Source organism: uncultured Maribacter sp., assembly GCF_963975365.1.
Classification (GTDB): domain Bacteria; phylum Bacteroidota; class Bacteroidia; order Flavobacteriales; family Flavobacteriaceae; genus Maribacter.
On the sequence record NZ_CAXBGF010000009.1, the window covers coordinates 112,804 to 131,034 of the forward strand.

The following is an 18,231-nucleotide window of genomic DNA, read 5'->3' on the forward strand; positions in this document are numbered from 1 at the left end:
ACCATTATGATTAAAAAAATGTACTTACTTGCAGTTATTGGTTTAATTATGACCAGCTGTAAAACCAGTAAAAGAGCCGACTTAGGAGATGGTATCTTTGCCGATATAAAAACTTCTAAAGGTGACATTATCGTTCGTTTAGAGCATGATAAAACCCCTGTTACCGTTGCAAACTTTATATCGCTTGCAGAGGGTACAAATACCTTTGTAAGTGAAGAATATAAAGGCAAAAAATATTATGACGGACTAACGTTTCATAGAGTGATGAAGGATTTTATGATTCAAGGTGGCGATCCATTAGCTAATGGAACCGGAAACCCAGGATACCGGTTTATGGATGAATTCAACGATTCATTGATTCATGACAAAAAAGGAATTTTATCATCTGCCAACGGTGGTCCATCATCTAATGGTAGTCAATTTTTTATTACCCATAAACCCACGCCCTGGTTAAATAACAGACATACAGTTTTCGGAGAAGTTGTAGAAGGTATAGATATTGTTGATTCTATAGCGAATGTAGCTGTTGGCGCTGGCAACAAACCTGTAGAACAAGTTACCATGAATACTGTAGAAATTATACGTAATGGTAAAGAGGCTCGTAAATTTGATGCAGTTAAAGTAATGACAGCATACTTTGATGGAGAAGAGGATAGACTTGCTGCAATAGAAAAAGAAAAGGCTGATAAAATAGAAGCAATTAAAAGAGTTAAGGAAGAGTTTGCAACAGAAATAGAAGCTGAAAAGGCAAAAGCTACTACTTTACCTTCCGGACTTAAAGTATTGACTTTAAAAGATGGAGATGGCGAAAAGCCTAAAGTCGGACAAAAAGTAAATGTTATGTACGCAGGCTATTTAATGGACGGTACTTTGTTCGATAGTAATTACGAAGAAGTTGCTCGCAAATATGGTACTTTCGATTCGAACAGAGAACAAGGTGGTGGTTACATGCCAGTACCCATGGATTATTCTCCGGAATCTAGATTAGTTGCTGGATTCAGAGAAGCATTGTTAACGATGAAGGTAGGCGATAAACTACGCATATTTATACCACCACACCTTGGCTGGGGCGCACAAGGTAGTGGTCCAATACCTGCTAATGCTGACTTGGTATTTGATTTAGAAATAACAGGTCTTACTCAATAAAAAAAACTACACACTAAAAAGCCCGTTAGTTTAAACTAGCGGGCTTTTTTTATGCTTTTATTTAATTGGTATTTTTTAAAATTTCCAATAGGAAATTCCAAAATTTCTGAACAGAAGAGATACTTACGCGCTCATCAGGTGAGTGAGCACCTAATATGGTAGGTCCAAAACTAACCATATCAATATCTGGATAGTTCTGTCCTAATATTCCACACTCCAATCCAGCGTGGCAAGCGATTACCTTTGGTTCTTCTTTAAATAAATCGATATACGTATTCTTAGTTATAGAAAGAATTTCAGAATCCGGATTTGGGTTCCAACCTGGGTAAGAACCACTAAATTCTACATCGAAGCCTCCTAACTCAAAAACTGAACGTAGTGAATGTGCACAGTCCAATTTTGCCGAATCAACCGAAGAACGTGTTAAACAAGCAATGGCAACCTTACCATCCTTAACCAAAATTCTTGCAATATTATTTGAAGTTTCCACCAAACCATCAATAGAAGCACTCATTGTATACACCCCGTTATGAGCAGCATATACAGCCTTTATAAATTTGCCTTGAGCCCCTAGCCCCATTACTTCTTTGGCTGGCTTAATTTCTTCAAAGCTGATTATGAGATTTGGCTCCTGTACTTTTAATTCTGCTTTGATAGCATCAGCTAAGGCGTTAAATTCTGTAATGACCTCAGCAACATGCTTTCTCCCCACATTCAATCGACAAATGCTTTCTCTAGGTATGGCATTTCGTAAACTTCCACCTTCTAAAGAGCTAATTCGCAAATTATAATCTAGACCCAAATAAAGAAAGCGGTTCATGATTTTATTTGCATTACCAAGACCTTTATAAATATCCATCCCACTATGTCCGCCCTTCAATCCTTTAATGGTAATTTGAAGTCCCGCATCACCATGTGTTCCTGATTTTTTATTATATGACCTAGTTGCAGTAACATCGATACCACCAGCACAACCTATATCAATTTCATCATCCTCTTCCGTATCAAGATTTAATAGAATTTCCCCTTTTAAAATCCCTCCGTTCAACCCGAAGGCGCCTGTCATACCTGTTTCTTCATCAATGGTAAACAATGCCTCAAGAGCAGGGTGGGAAATTGAATCACTCTCCAATAGCGCCATTATTGCCGCTACTCCCATGCCATTATCAGCACCTAAGGTCGTTCCCCTAGCCTTTACCCAATCACCATCGACGAACATTTCTATACCTTGTACATCAAAATCAAATTGAGTTTCTGCATTTTTTTGATGAACCATATCTAAATGGCTTTGAAGCGTTATCATTTTTCTACTCTCCATTCCTGAAGTTGCTGGCTTTCTAATAATAACATTACCAATGGCGTCAGAAAAAGTTTCCAAGCCAAGTTCCTTACCGAAACTTAACATAAAAGCAATCACCCTTTCTTCCTTTTTTGAAGGTCTTGGCACTGCATTTAATTTTGAGAAATTATGCCAAACCGATTTAGGTTCTAACTGATCAATATTCATAGCTTATTTTCATAGTTAATGACCACAAAAATACTGATAGAAAAAGGATTTCGCTATTTTTGAGATAATGAAGATATCATTTAAAAATGCCGTAGCACTTTCATTGATTCCCCAAATCATAATCGTAAAATGGGTTGGCAATTACTCAAATTTCGTTGAAAATTATTACAGCACAGGTTTTTATCCATTTATCTCAAGACTTTTTAGAACATTGTTTGGTTGGATTCCTTTTTCTATCGGTGACCTTATCTATTTCGCCCTAATAATACTGGCTCTAGCTTATCTATATCGAAATAGAAAATCTATCTGGAAAAACAAATTGGCTTTTGCCCGAAACGTATTAATGATACTTTCTGTCTCATATTTCACCTTTCATTTTATGTGGGGCATGAACTATTATAGAGCGCCATTAGCAAATAAGTTAGACTTGACAGAAACTAGAGACTATCAAGAACTATTGGATTTTACTCAGCAATTAATTCGAAAAACCAACGATGCGCAATTAAAAATTACTAATGATTCTAGTTTAGCCGTTAATATTCCATATAGTCATAAGAAAATTTTTGACAAGACTATTATTGGGTATGATAAGCTTAAAACCAAACATCCATTTTTAACCTATACTACCCCTAGCGTAAAAACTTCTTTGTTTAGTACTGGACTAACATATATGGGTTACGCTGGCTATTTAAACCCTTTCACCAATGAAGCTCAAGTAAACGGTTTACTTCCAAATTTTAGATTTCCAGTGGTAGTAGGTCATGAAATTGGTCATCAATTGGGCTATTCCGCAGAAAACGAAACAAACTTCATAGGCTATTTAGCTACTGCTAATAATGATGATATTTATTTTCAATATGCAGCTTACGCATATGCTTTAGGATATTGTTTAAGTGATATACGAAGAGCAGACAAAGAAGAATTCAATAGATTATTATCAACTTTAAATCCTGGGGTTAAAAACAACTTTCAGGAAGTGTCCGATTTTTGGAATTCTTATGCGAATCCGATGGAGCCTTTTTTCAAATCTATTTTCAATTCATTCCTAAAAGCGAATAATCAAACTGAAGGCATTAGAAGTTACAATGCTGTAGTTTCTCTTTTAGTAGCCTACCACAAACAACATCCATTATAATTGATTTATACATTCCGCAGTCAAATTAAGTAATAACAATCTTTTATATAATATTTTAAGATTAAAATACATATTATGAATTAAAGAACTTTCAACTGTTAAACAAAAGTGAAATAGACCGTACATACTGGTAAATCCAAGTATTTTTAAAATACTAATTCAAACCAAACATAATGAAAAAACTAATTTTCACACTATGCCTTCTTTGGTGTAGTACTTTTTTAACTGCTCAAGAATATTTCCCTGAAAATGCCGGGGTAAAAGTCAAAAACAATAACTACACGGCTTTTACGAACGCTAAAATTTATGTAACTCCAACACAAATAATTGAAAAAGGAACATTACTAATTCAACATGGTAAGATTGTAAGTGCCTCTAGCACCGCCAGCATACCAGAAAACTCAATAATTATTGACCTAAATGGAAAGTCAATATACCCTTCTTTTATTGATGTCTATTCTAAATTTGGTGTTGAACAACCTAAAAAGAAACCAGGTAGTGGACGATCTGCAGAATACGCGCCTTCAAGGGATGGCTATTATTGGAACGACCACATTATGCCAGAGAACGAAGCAATTACCAAATTTAAATATGATGATAAGGAGGCTAAAGTTTTACGTGAAGCTGGTTTTGGTGTCGTAAATTCTCATATACAAGACGGTATTGCAAGAGGAACCGGAGTCTTAATTGCCCTAAACGGTGAAGGTACAGACGCTAATCGTATTCTAGACAATAAATCTGCACAGTACTTTTCTTTTGATAAAAGTATTGCTAAAGGTCAATCATATCCTAGCTCATTAATGGGCTCCTTAGCACTATTAAGACAAATGTATAACGATGCCGTATGGTATTCAAAAGGTAATTCGACAACTACCGACCTATCATTGGAAGCGTTAAATGCTAATAAAAATTTAGTTCAAATTTTTGAAGCGAAAGATAAAGGAAATGATTTACGTGCCGATAAAATTGGTGATGCCAATGGAATTCAATACACCATTTTAGGCGGCGGCAATGAGTTTGAAAGAATCGAAGAAATTAAAGCAACAAATGCGAAGTTTATAATTCCGATTAATTTCCCTGATGCCTATGACGTTTCCGACCCATATGCAATCGGTTATGTTTCCTTACAAGATATGCGTTTCTGGAATCAAGCACCTACCAACCCAAAAGTATTGGCAGATAACGGCATTCAGTTTTCACTAACTACCTATGATTTAAAATCTCCTTCAAATTTTAAGGAAAAATTACTGAAAGCCATTGAATATGGACTACCTAAAACTAAGGCTTTAGAAGCGTTAACCACTATACCGGCTCAAATTTTAGGAAAATCAAATCAAATTGGTTCTTTAAAAACGGGTGCATACGCAAACTTCTTAATTACCTCGGGTGATGTATTTGAAAGTTCAACTACCTTATTCGAAAACTGGGTACAAGGTTCTAAAAGTGTCATCAGTTCTATGGATACAAAGGATATTCGAGGAGATTACAACTTAAACGTTCAAGGTAAAATGTACGCGATATCGATAACGGGTGAAATTTCAAAACCTTCAATAGCGGTAAAACAAGACACCATGAAACTTACCTCTAAAATTGCATATGACAACAATTGGTTGACAATGTCATTTGCTACAGATAAAGGTGAGAATACGTATAGAATGACCGGAGCCATAATTGAAAGCTCTGATAATCTTTCTGGTCTGTTAGTTCTTCCAAACGGAACTGAAACTCAATTCACAGCCACTAAATCTAAAGCTTTTGAAGAAAAAGAAGGGGGAAATGACAAAGCTAAGGACGCACCAAAAGTAATGCCTGTAATGTACCCGAATGTAGGGTATGGCTTTGCTGTCAAACCAAAATCAGAAACGGTATTATTCAAAAATGCTACTGTATGGACCAGTGAAGAAGCCGGTGTTTTAAAAAATACCGATGTACTCATCAAAAATGGAAAAATAGCCAAGATTGGAATAAACTTAAGCTCAGGAGGTGCTAAAGTAATAGATGCTACAGGAAAGCATTTAACAGCTGGCATTATTGACGAGCACAGCCATATAGCAGCATTAGCAATAAACGAATCAGGTCATAATAGCACTGCCGAAGTAAAAATGGAAGATGTTGTTGACCCGGAACATATGGGTATATATCATTCCCTTGCAGGCGGAGTAACATCCCTTCAATTATTACATGGCTCCGCTAACCCAATAGGCGGTAGATCTGCAATTCTAAAATTAAAATGGGGTGAAGAAGCCGATGGTTTAATCTATGAGAACTCACCAAAGTTTATAAAATTTGCCTTAGGTGAGAATGTAAAGCAAAGTAATTGGAGTAGTTACTCACGTTTTCCACAAACAAGAATGGGTGTAGAACAACTTTACATGAACTATTTTCAAAGAGCAAAGGAATATGATACCAAAAAGAAAAATGGAGAGCCCTATCGTTATGATGAGGAAATGGAAGTTTTAGCAGAAATACTAAATGGCGAACGTTATATTTCATGTCACTCTTATGTTCAGAGCGAAATAAATATGATGATGAAAGTTGCAGAACATTTCGGATTTAGAATAAATACCTTCACCCATATTCTTGAAGGTTATAAAGTTGCCGATAAAATGGCAGAGCATGGTGTAGGTGCCGGTACATTTAGTGATTGGTGGGCCTATAAATACGAAGTTAATGATGCAATACCATACAACGCCGCTATAATGCAAAAGCAAGGTGTTGTTACCGCAATTAATAGCGATGACCGAGAAATGATAAGAAGGTTAAATCAAGAAGCTGCAAAAACTATTAAGTATGGCGGCATGACCGAATTGGAAGCATGGAAAATGGTCACCATCAACCCTGCTAAATTATTACACTTAGACGATCGTGTAGGTAGTATAAAAGAAGGAAAGGATGCAGATGTAGTTTTATGGTCTGGCAGTCCATTATCGGTTTATTCAAAAGCAGAAAGAACAATGATAGAAGGAACTACGTATTTTGATTTGGAAACAGATAAGCAAAACCGTGAAACCATTAAAAAAGAGCGCAATGAGTTGGTTACTATGATGCTTAAAGAAAAAAGCGGTGGTAAAAAAACACAAGGCCCTAAGCAAAGTGTTAAAAGAGATTTCACTTGTGAAAGTCTTTAATTAAATCAACTTATGCGAAGTATCACAAAATCTAAAACAACAGAAATGAAAAAATATACAACCTTATTAATAGCCTTTGGTTTGGTCTTACAGACCATGGCACAACAAACGCCGGCACCAAAACAAACAGAAGCCATCTCCATTGAAGGTGCAACAGCTCATTTGGGTAATGGAGAAGTAATTGAAAGTTCCCTTATCATGTTCGAAGATGGCAAACTAACTTTTGTTGGAGATTCTAAAATGAAAATCGCCCGTAAAGGAAAGATAATCGATGCAACTGGCAAACATGTATATCCAGGATTTATTGCACCTGCAAAAACCTTAGGATTAGTTGAAATTGATGCGGTAAGAGCAACTCAAGATGAAGATGAAATCGGAGATTTTATTCCGCATGTACGTAGTTTGATAGCATATAATGCAGAATCAAAAGTTGTAGAAAGCATGCGACCTAATGGAGTTTTAATTGCCCAGATAGCACCTACTGGCGGTAGAATTTCCGGCACCTCATCTATTGTGCAATTTGATGCATGGAACTGGGAAGACGCAGCTATAAAAGTAGATGATGGTGTGCATTTAAATTGGCCAAATACATTTAGACAAGGTCGTTGGTGGGCTGGCGAAGAAAGAGGATACCAACCAAATAAAGATTACAGTGCACAGACACAAGCGATTGTAACTTTTTTCAAAAATGCCGCTGCTTATGATAAGTCAACACCAAAAGAGGTGAATCCAGCTTTTGCAGCAATGAAAGGTGTTTTTGATGGTAGCCAGAAGCTTTACGTACACGCCGATGGTGAAAAGGAAATCATTGATGCCATTAATACATTAAAAGCCAATGGCACCAAAGAGATTGTTCTTGTAGGAGGATATCACGCCTATAAAATTCCTGAATTTCTTAAAAGTAACAACATTCCAATTTTAGTTCAATATACACATAACTTACCTGTATATGATGATGATGATTATGACCTACCGTATAAACTTCCTAAATTATTGGTAGATGCGGGATTGATGGTAGCCATTCAAAATTCGGATGCAGCGAATTTTCAGACCAGAAACTTGCCTTTCTATGCTGGGCAAGTTGTACAGCAGGGCTTAGATAAAGAAGTAGCTGTACAGCTTTTAACCGGTAATACAGCAAAAATTTTAGGCATCGATGACCTATATGGAACTTTAGAGAATGGAAAAAGTGCAACGCTGTTTGTATCTGAAGGCGATGCCTTAGATATGGCAGGTAATCAACTAACACATGCTTTCATAGATGGTAGATCAGTTTCATTAGAAACACATCAAACCGAACTATGGAAACGTTATTTGGGTAAATACGAAGGAGAATAAAAAAGTAGCACGAAGAATAAAATAAAACTGTAAATTTAAGCTTATACCCATTGGCTTTAAAGTCACATTTTTAATACAATTTTGAAAATAAACATGAAGAGGGTATTTAAAAAGTCCGATTAATTCGAATAGTCAAAAGATTCAATTGATCTGTGTATGGACTTTTTATATACCCTTTATTTATATTCAACAAACCTATAGGCTCATGAAAAACATTTTTATTCTTTTTGTAATGGTCTTAGTATTTTCCTGTAAAAAATCTAAGACCACCAATTCAGATATGTTGCTGTTAGACAAACTGCAAGAACCTGTTGAATTGGTTAGGGATGAATGGGGCATTAACCATATTTACGCAAAAAATCAACATGATCTTTTTTTTGCCCAAGGATATGCGGCTGCTGCAGACCGTCTTTTTCAATTTGAAATTTGGCGAAGACAAGCTACAGGTACTGTTTCTGAAATATTAGGAGAACGTGAACTAAAAAGAGATATCGGAACGCGTCTCTTCAAATTTAGGGGCGACATGAAGACCGAAATGAATCATTACCATGAAGATGGGGTTGAAATAATTACCGCCTATACCGATGGAGTAAATGCGTATATAGAAAACATTTTAAAAACCCCAGAACAATTACCTATTGAATTTCAAATTTTAGACATCAAACCTCAGAAGTGGACACCAGAAGTTGTTATTTCAAGACATCAGGGACTTTTAGGAAATATAGGCGAGGAACTACAGATAGGTCGTACCGTCGCAAAGTTAGGTACTATCAAAACAAAAGAGCTTTTTTGGCTACATCCAAAAGAACCGAATATAGAAATTGATCCCGTAATAAATACTCGTTTATTGAATAATGACATACTAGAACTTTATAATGCCTATCGTAAAACCGTAAAGTTTAAAACTGAAGACATTATACCAACATTTCGAAATACAAGTGAAGAGAAAGCGATAATGTCACGATTAAGCCTTAAATCTGATTCCTTAGGTATAGGAAGCAATAATTGGGTTGTAGATGGTTCGCAAATGGAAGATGGTAATACCTACATGGCAAATGATCCCCATAGAACCATTGCAGTACCTTCTTTGCGCTATATGACACACTTAGTTGCTCCTGGCTGGAATGTTATAGGAGGTGGAGAACCCGAAATCCCAGGCATATCTATTGGGCATAATGAATATGGTGCTTGGGGCCTAACAGTATTTGAAACTGATGGGGAAGATTTATATGTGTATGAATTAAATCCTGAGAATCAAAATCAATATAAGTATAAGGATCAATGGGTAGACATGACACATATTTCAGAAAATATAAAAATAAAAGGTCAAAAAGATAGTATTGTAAATTTATCCTATACCCTTCATGGTCCTGTAACTTATCAAGACAAAGAGAACAATGTTGCTTATGCCGTTCGCTGTGCATGGCTTGAACCTGGCGGATCTCCTTATTTAGCGTCACTAAGAATGAACCAAGCTAAAAATTGGGAAGAATTTAGAGAAGCGTGTAATTATAGTCATATTCCAGGAGAGAATATGATTTGGGCAGATAAGGAAGGAACAATAGGATGGCAAGCTGTAGGCATTGCTCCTATTCGTAGAAATTTCAGTGGTCTAGTTCCAGTACCTGGAGATGGGCGTTATGAATGGGATGGATATTTACCCATTATAGAAAAACCCCACAGTGTAAATCCTAAAGAAGGCTTCATAGCTACCGCTAACCAAAACGTTACACCAAACGATTACACCCATTGGGATGCTATAGGATATTCTTGGGCCGACCCTTATCGAGGTGAGCGCATTAAGGAAGTGCTAGAAACAGGCGATAAAATGACCATGAATGATATGAAGGCTCTTCAAACAGATTATCTTTCTATTCCTGCCCGTGAACTAGTACCATTATTAGTTCCAATTAGTTTTGATGAGAAGTTTTTAGAAGCAAAAAATAAACTGAACCAATGGAATTATAAATTAGAGGCTAATTCTATTTCTGCGGCAATTTATGTTGCATGGGAAGAGCAAATAATGCAGAAGGCCTATGACATGTTTGTGCCCATTGCTGGTAAAGGCATTGTTCCAGATTTACAGTTGAAGCGAGTACTAGATTGGCTTATTAAACCAGACAACAAATTTGGAACAGACCCAATAGTAGGTAGAAATAAATTTTTAGATGAAACTTTCAAAGCTGCCGTGACCAATTTAGAAACCAGACTAGGATTAGATATGAACCTTTGGAAATATGGTCAAGTGAACAATAAGCATACGTATATGGAACATGCTTTAGGAAGTGTAGTAAATGAGACAACCAAAAATAAATTAGACCTAGGCCCATTACCAAGGGGAGGAAACGGCCAAACTGTAGGCTCTACAGGTGGAAATTCAAGACAAAGTAGTGGCGCCTCATTTAGAGTAATAATCAATACTGGTGATTGGGATGCCTCGGTAGCCACAAATGGCCCTGGGCAATCAGGAAATTCAGACAGCCAATTTTATAGCAATCTATTTGAACCTTGGGCAAATGACCAATATTTCCCTTTATATTATTCTAAATCTAAAATTGATTCTGTAGCGGTAAGTACCCAAATTATAAACCCGGCGAAAAAATAATTGCTATAATACTAAGAGCTAAAAAAGGGATTAATTTCCTCTTTAATATGGATGAATTATCTCCAATAAAGTGGAATATATTGATTACAAAATAAGGAAAATAAAAGAAATTTATTTTCCACATTCAATTTACATTCTAAATAGGCCATTTAAATGTTCGCCACTAAAATGTCTTATTATTAGAGCAATAATAATGTGTATCCTATTGAAAAATTTCTAAATCTCGACACATTAAATAATTATTAACCTATTATTTCAAGAAGTAAATGTACCATGTTTCCAAAAGAATTTGGATAATTAGTGATCAAATGGAAAAAATATTTTTACTTGGAAATATTTTTTGACTTCACTATTAAATTCAATTTTACCTCCAAATTTATCAACCAAAAGTTTTACAATACTCAACCCTAAGCCACCACCTTGCTGTTCCCTCTGCTCTCTATCAAATTGTATAAATCCACCAATAAGTGGAATACGTTCAGGTGCCATACCCAAACCTTCATTAAAGACATCAATAACTATATTGGAATTGGCACTATAAGTAGCGAATTTAATCTTGTTTCCAGGTTCTGAAAACTTAACACAATTGCTAAAAAGTTCTAAAATAATTTTAGCCAAAACCTCTTTATTGATCTTTAACGTATAATCCTTAATATCACATTGTATATCATTGCCCCGTTGCGTATTGTCCTTACATTCATTTATCGTATTCTCAATAATTTCTTTACAACAAACAACGGGCGAATCCACCATAATGTCATTGTTTTTTTTAGAATAGGATTCACTTAAAAGCGTAGAATATAGAATATAATTTTCAATTAGTTTATGAAGTCTTTTACCACTTTCCAAAATTGGCAAAGCCATTGTATTTACAAATTCCTTATCTAATTTATCCCTAGAGTCCTCTATAAGTAATTTAGAAAAACCAAGTATTGAATTAAGCGGAGTCAAGAACTCATGCGGCAAACTCTGACCGATCCTATATCTAAGACTGTCTAGGTTTTGATTGATTAAGTTTACCTTCTTTAACTTATTTTTGACTGCGTTAACGAGCTCATCTGCATTTAAAGGCTTGATCAAATAATCATCTGCACCCAAATTCATTCCCTTTCTTAAATCCTTGGCTTGTGATTTGGCGGTCAAAAATATAAAGGGAGTGATTGCTGTTTTAGGGAATTCCCTTATGTTGCTCAACAATTGCAAGCCATTTATTTCTGGCATATTTATGTCGGATATAATGAGACTTGGTAATTCCTTTTTGGCTTTAATTAGACCTTCAGCCCCATTCCTTGCCTCAATAACGTCAAAACCTTCAAAACCTAAAATATCACAAATTTCTTCCCTGACACTTTTAAAATCTTCAACAACAAGTATTTTAAACATGATTATTGGGTTTTGGCAGATGAATATAAACTGATGTTCCTTGGCCTGGAATACTTTTTAGGTTTATTTCACCGTTATACAAAACCACTATTTTTTCTATAATGGACAACCCTATGCCTGTTGAGTTCGCCCTTTCCGTAACAACATAAAAGGGTTTAAAAACGTTTTTTAGATATCTCTCATTAATCCCTTCACCGTTATCCACAATAGAGAATGTGTATTTAGAATCTTCTTCTTCACAATCGACTTTAATAGTAACATCAGATTTCTCAGAATGGATGATTGCGTTGTTTATTAGCTCATTAAAAACCATTTTCATTAATACTTCGTCCGCATAAAGATCCGGCAATTCATTGCTGATTTCAAAATTTACTATGTTGTCCTTGTTTACTTCTTTGATAATCTTTTTTACAAGATTTAAGGTATTGATGTTGGTATTGTTCACAAGGTTAGGGTTTACTTCGTTATACCTCTTCATCGATTCTATAAAAAAGTCCATTTTATCAATCCTTTCCTCTAGGAGATCAAGATTAAAATTAGAGTTTTCATCTAGATTTCCGGACAGACCTTCTTTGGTCCAGCACAATAAATCTGAAAAATTTCTTAAGGAGCTCTTAAAATTATGTGAAATTACATGGGTATAACTATTAAGTTCCGTTTCTTTTATTTCCAATACTTGTAATAGCTCAGCTGTTTTATCCTGTATCCTTTTCTCTATCAAATGTTGTTTTTGTATCTTGACATCAACCGCTGCTACAAGGTCATCTACATTAAGTGGCTTTGGCAAATAATCCTCCGCCCCGAGATTCATACCTTCTCTAATATCTTTTTTATCCGCTTTTGCAGAAAGAAAAATTAATGGGATAGTGGAAGTTTCATGATTACTTTTTAATTCCCTAAACATTTCAAAACCATTTAACTCTGGCATTAAAATATCGGAAATAATAAGATCTGGTTTTGTTTTAATGGCAAGATCAAGCCCAATTTTACCATTTTCCGCTTCAAATACGTGATACCCCTCCATTTTCAAGATATCACAAATTTCAATTCTAATCTCTTTGGTATCTTCTACAACTAGTATTTTATTCATTATTTGGTTTGTTAGGAAGTTTTACGGTAAATGTGGATCCTTTACCTTTTTTACTAATTACATCTATAGTGCCTTGAATAACGTCTACAGCTTCTTTAACTATGGACAGGCCTAAACCTGTCCCTTGGATTAAATCTACATTTTTACCTCTGGTAAAAGGCGTAAATATATTTTTCTGTTCTGATTTTAGTATACCAATTCCATAATCCGTTATGGATATTCCTATTTTGTCTTCTTCCCTGAATAGACCAATGACAATGTAGTCTACTCCCGGTGAAAATTTAATTGCGTTGCCTATTAGGTTCACAAAGACATTTCTCCCCAATTTTTCATCGATATAGATTGTTGAATCCATTAATGATCCTGGATCCTCTAACTTAATTTCATGGGACTTGCCTGTAGCTGACGATACCTCATCAATAATGGTGCTTAAAAAAGTCCCTAAGTCTGTTTTAACTGGATTGTTTCTAAACTTACGTGCATCGGCCTGTCCAACAATTAACACATCATCTAACAATTTGGTCATGTGTGAAACCTGATCTTCAATTTTATGGAGTTTTTTTTGAACAACCTCAGGATCCATACGGTCCCAATATTTTTTAATAGATCCGGCAGCAAAATTAATTGCGGACAAAGGTGTCCTAAATTCATGTGAAGCGATGCTTACGAATCTTGATTTCAGTTCATTTAGTTCTTTTTCCTTGCGAAGTGCATTATTTATTTTTTTTGTTCTTTGAATGACCTTTGCCTCTAGTTCATTGCGATAACCTACTAATTCCGTAATATCCTGTCCAACCCCTAGAACCCCTACAATGTTACCATTAGCATCCCTTCTGGTACTGGAGTTGAGGAGTACGATTACCCTATCTCCATTTTTGGTAAACAGCGGAAACTCATAGTTGGCCGTCTCCTTGCCCTGTAATGCATTGTCCAATACTTCTTGTACAGCTTTTCGGTAGTCCTCCGTAATATAGTTCTGTACCAAGTCCTTGCCCATTACTTCTTGTTTCTTGTACCCTGTAATCACTTCCGAGGTCTGGTTCCATTCATTGACGAGACCATTTCCATCGATACCAAAAATTGGCGCGTTCGCTGTCTCTATAAACTGTCTTAGCTCCTGGGCGATGTTCATGGTAACCGTTCTTAGCCTGTCTATTTCCGTAATATCTTGCCCAACCCCTAGCACCCCTACAATGTTGCCATTAGAATCCCTTCTGGTACTGGAGTTGAGTAGTACCATTACCCTATCTCCATTTTTGGTAAACAGCGGAAACTCATAGTTGGCCGTCTCCTTGCCCTGTAATGCATTGTCCAATACTTCTTGTACAGCTTTTCGGTAGTCCTCCGTAATATAGTTCTGTACCAAGTCCTTGCCCATTACTTCTTGTTTCTTGTACCCTGTAATCACTTCCGAGGTCTGGTTCCATTCATTGACGAGACCATTGCTATCGATACCAAAAATTGGCGCGTTCGCTGTCTCTATAAACTGCCTTAACTCATGGGCAATGGTCTGGGTCTGTAATTGCAATTCTTTTCTATACGCTTCTTCTTTACTTTGCTTTATCAACGTATTACCAATATTTAGATAAGGCTGAATTGATTCTACATCCTTATTGGTGTACCCGTGTTCTTTATTGATAATAATTACTATGCCTATGAGATCATCTTGATTAATTAATGGAATACTCATAAAAGTTTTTATCATTGGTAAGCCATTAAGAAAATCCTTTTTTATTAAGGATTTACTTTGCTGTACGCTATTATTGATATGCACCTTTTTCGATTCTAAACTTTCGGCATACAGGAAATCCAACTCATTTATAATTACACTTTCTTCGTTTTTTAGGTCTTCTCTTACTTTATAGGACATTTTGTCTAACGCGACATCTGAAATGGCATTTATAATATATTGCTGTTGGCCTTTAATATGTTCTACCGTGCCAAAGAAACCAAAGCCACTTCCTGTTTCATTAATAATCTTGCCCAATAACCTATTGTAGAAAGCCAATGGCGTACTATTATCTATAAAGCCTGTAAGGGCTTTGTTGATCATTGAGTAAGATCTATTTCTTTCCTCTAGCTCCTTTAACAAGTTAATTTTAACCCGCTTGTTTTCTTCTTGTTCCGTGATGTCCCTTACCGTGGCAGCGGAATGCCATTTGTTCTCTATTTTAAAAGTAGAAGTCGATATTTCAACAATTATTTTTTCACCGTTTTTTTTAAGTCCATTAATTATCGCAATTCCTTGATCTTTTTGTTCCGCATCATCACTATCTAATTTTAATGTCTGTAGTGAATTGTTATTGTCATTAAAATTGAAATCAAATAGATCATTTACCATCTTTCCTATGGCCTCATCCTTTGAGTACCCAAAAATATACGCTGCAGCATTGTTCCAAAAGGTAATTTTAGAATTGTGGTCTATAAGGATTATCCCTTCACTTGCCGAGGATGAAATTAACCTGAACTTTTCTTCAGACTGTCGGAGTTCCATTTCTGCTTTCTGTCGCAAGGAAATATCGATGCCATTGCCAATGGCAAATGTTTTATTGGAACGTTTTAATATCTGTGATGTAAACCGGTATGGAATGGTACTATTGTCCTTTAAAACTAATTTAATTGTTACTTGGGTCGTATCAAGAACCTCTAGTTTAGATAAAGCCTCTATGGCCTTAGGCATATCTTCCTCATGTATTAGGTCAAAAACAGATCTATTCCTTAACTCCTCTTTTGTATATCCCGTAACCTTCTCAAGGTTACCATTCCACTGAATTAAGTTAACATTTTTCTCTTGAATCTCACACACATAAAAAATTCCAGGAATATTATCAATTAATTCCGTGGTGAAATTCATTTCCTTGATTAAATTGATTTCAGAATCCCTAAGTTGGTTTTCTAAAAATACCTCTGTGGTAATATCCCTTAAACTCCCCCTTTGAAAAATGATATTCCCAAATTCATCATATTCATTATACCCCAGATCTTCAACCCAAATCTTGGTGCCATCTTTTCGTTTTAACCGATACCTACATTTTTCACCATCCACAAATTCATCTTGCACATTATCTCGTTGATCTTCAGAATCATACAACTGGGTATTTAGGTCAATATTTAAAAGTTCTTCCTTGGAGTCATACCCCAAAAGATCTACCAATGCTTTATTTACATCAACAAATTTTCCCTTAAATACTGATTTATAAATTCCATCAAAGGAATTTTCATAGAATAACCTATATTCTTGTTCTGATTTTAGAATTCGTTTTCTCTCTAAAACAAGCGCTGTAATATCATTTACGGTAACCAATATAGCAGGTTCTCCGTTGTAATCTATTGAGTGGGAAGTTACCTGGACATGGATCAATTGTCCATTTTTATGAGCATGTACCCACTCACCATACTCTAAATGCGTTTCCCTGCCTTGCTTTAGGTTTTGTTCTAGTCTTTTATGCTCACTTTCTGGACGAATATCGAAAATGGACATGGATAAAAATTCATTACGACTGTACCCATATTTTAAAACTGCAGCATTGTTGATCTCGATAAACGCAAGGGTATTGGGTTCATATATCCACATGGGACTCGGATTATTTTCAAATAATAGCCTAAATTCCTCCTCCCTTTTGCTAATTAAACGATCTGAAGTGATTTGATCCGTAACATCTTGGACAATGGACACTATACAATTCTCATGAAACTCGCATTGGTTTAGATAGTTGTACTCATTTTTTAGATAAGCAATTTGGCCGTTTTGTTTTATTATCCTTATGGTACATGCAGGTTGAATGATATTTTTACAGGCATTCACATACCATACATTGGCCATGGCAAAGTCATCTGGGTGTATAAGTTGGCCAATATTATCTATTGTAAGCTCAAATGTAGATTTGTCCACTCCTAACAACCTGTAGGTATTATCTGTACATGATAGCTTAAACGTTTCCAAATTTAACTTTACGGTACCCGTTTTTGAGATTTTTTCGGATTCCTGAAGTATAGTATTGGTTTCCTTTAGCTTGTGGCTAACCAATTTTAATTCACTATTATCCTTAGTAAATAGAAGTACAGCCTTTTTATTCTTATAGACAGTTAAGAATGATTGTATTTGTAAAGGCATTACCTTGCCATTTTTACAAATAACACCAGAATTATAGCTATTTTTATTTTTAACACCGTTAAGCTTGTCCGTATAACTTTTTAAAACTTGTGACAAGGATTCCTTTTCAACGAAATTTATAAACAACCTTCCTAATAGCTCGGTTTTTGAGTAACCCGTAAATTCGTAAAATTGGTCATTGGCATAAACTATTTTATCGAGTTGGATTAAGATGACACCCTGATCACTAAGCTTGCCTATCTCTTCAAAAAAATTCAATTCGCCTATATCAAAATTGAAATCTTCTGAAATTGGACCATTTAATATTTGTTTTAAAGCTTTTATCTCTTGAAGTAGTTCCTTTTTAGTTTTATCTGTAGTATTCATAAAAATGTCCAGTACTTATGTTTAAAAAAAAGCCCAAGTCTTTTACCAATTTAATTGAGTTATTTAGTTGGTTCATTAGATACCATAAACAGTATTTTATTTGATCTTATAGCGCCTAAACAGATGGTATTACAAGATGACAACAATTCCTGTTCCATATTTCAAAAGACATTAAAAATGGCTTGCTTTACATTAATTTACTATTGGGCCATCCTTAATGTGTAATTTAAATTTTAAACTAAACGTAGGATTTTTCCTATTATTGTAAAATTCATGTGTTTTGTTATAATAACAAATTAAGCCAATTTTTATGGGATGAGAAGCATTAAAAAAAATAATTTTGTAGGCTTATTCCTATTTTAACAATCTTTAGATTCAAGTTGCCCAAGATTGGTTTTAATCTTAAATCAGTATAAAAT

At 35.3% G+C, this 18,231-nt stretch carries 9 protein-coding genes; 5 read left to right on the plus strand and 4 right to left on the minus strand.

The window, feature by feature from the left end:
• Positions 1-6: 6 nt before the first annotated feature.
• A complete protein-coding gene (locus AACZ49_RS11730; RefSeq protein WP_339654961.1) occupies positions 7-1,146 on the plus strand; it encodes a peptidylprolyl isomerase in 1,140 nt (379 codons plus the stop codon).
• Positions 1,147-1,207: 61 nt separating this feature from the next.
• On the opposite strand, the gene AACZ49_RS11735 is transcribed toward AACZ49_RS11730, so the two are convergent.
• Positions 1,208-2,653 (minus strand): aminoacyl-histidine dipeptidase, encoded by a 1,446-nt coding sequence (locus AACZ49_RS11735; protein WP_339654963.1) that lies wholly within the window; start codon positions 2,651-2,653, stop codon positions 1,208-1,210.
• Between the two features lie 67 nt (positions 2,654-2,720).
• On the opposite strand from AACZ49_RS11735, the gene AACZ49_RS11740 reads away from it, so the two are divergent.
• The 4 genes from AACZ49_RS11740 to AACZ49_RS11755 all read left to right on the plus strand — a co-directional run bounded on the left by AACZ49_RS11740 (position 2,721) and on the right by AACZ49_RS11755 (position 10,859).
• Positions 2,721-3,788 (plus strand): DUF3810 domain-containing protein, encoded by a 1,068-nt coding sequence (locus tag AACZ49_RS11740; RefSeq protein WP_339654966.1) that lies wholly within the window; start codon positions 2,721-2,723, stop codon positions 3,786-3,788.
• Between the two features lie 173 nt (positions 3,789-3,961).
• Positions 3,962-6,916: an amidohydrolase family protein gene (locus AACZ49_RS11745; protein ID WP_339654968.1), complete on the plus strand. Its 2,955-nt coding sequence runs from the start codon at positions 3,962-3,964 to the stop codon at positions 6,914-6,916.
• A gap of 45 nt (positions 6,917-6,961) precedes the next feature.
• Positions 6,962-8,254, plus strand: coding sequence for an amidohydrolase (locus AACZ49_RS11750; RefSeq protein WP_339654970.1), 1,293 nt, complete (start codon positions 6,962-6,964; stop codon positions 8,252-8,254).
• A 205-nt stretch (positions 8,255-8,459) separates the two neighbouring features.
• A complete protein-coding gene (locus AACZ49_RS11755; RefSeq protein WP_339654971.1) occupies positions 8,460-10,859 on the plus strand; it encodes a penicillin acylase family protein in 2,400 nt (799 codons plus the stop codon).
• Positions 10,860-11,156: 297 nt separating this feature from the next.
• On the opposite strand, the gene AACZ49_RS11760 is transcribed toward AACZ49_RS11755, so the two are convergent.
• Genes AACZ49_RS11760 through AACZ49_RS11770 form a run of 3 tightly spaced genes read right to left on the minus strand, consistent with a single transcriptional unit; the run spans position 11,157 to position 17,812 of the window.
• Complete coding sequence (locus AACZ49_RS11760; RefSeq protein ID WP_339654973.1) at positions 11,157-12,242, minus strand: response regulator; 1,086 nt, start codon at positions 12,240-12,242, stop codon at positions 11,157-11,159.
• Positions 12,235-13,332 (minus strand): response regulator, encoded by a 1,098-nt coding sequence (locus AACZ49_RS11765; RefSeq protein WP_339654975.1) that lies wholly within the window; start codon positions 13,330-13,332, stop codon positions 12,235-12,237. The genes AACZ49_RS11760 and AACZ49_RS11765 overlap by 8 nt, the downstream gene beginning before the upstream one ends.
• A complete protein-coding gene (locus AACZ49_RS11770; protein ID WP_339654977.1) occupies positions 13,325-17,812 on the minus strand; it encodes a PAS domain S-box protein in 4,488 nt (1,495 codons plus the stop codon). The genes AACZ49_RS11765 and AACZ49_RS11770 overlap by 8 nt, the downstream gene beginning before the upstream one ends.
• Positions 17,813-18,231 lie beyond the last annotated feature (419 nt).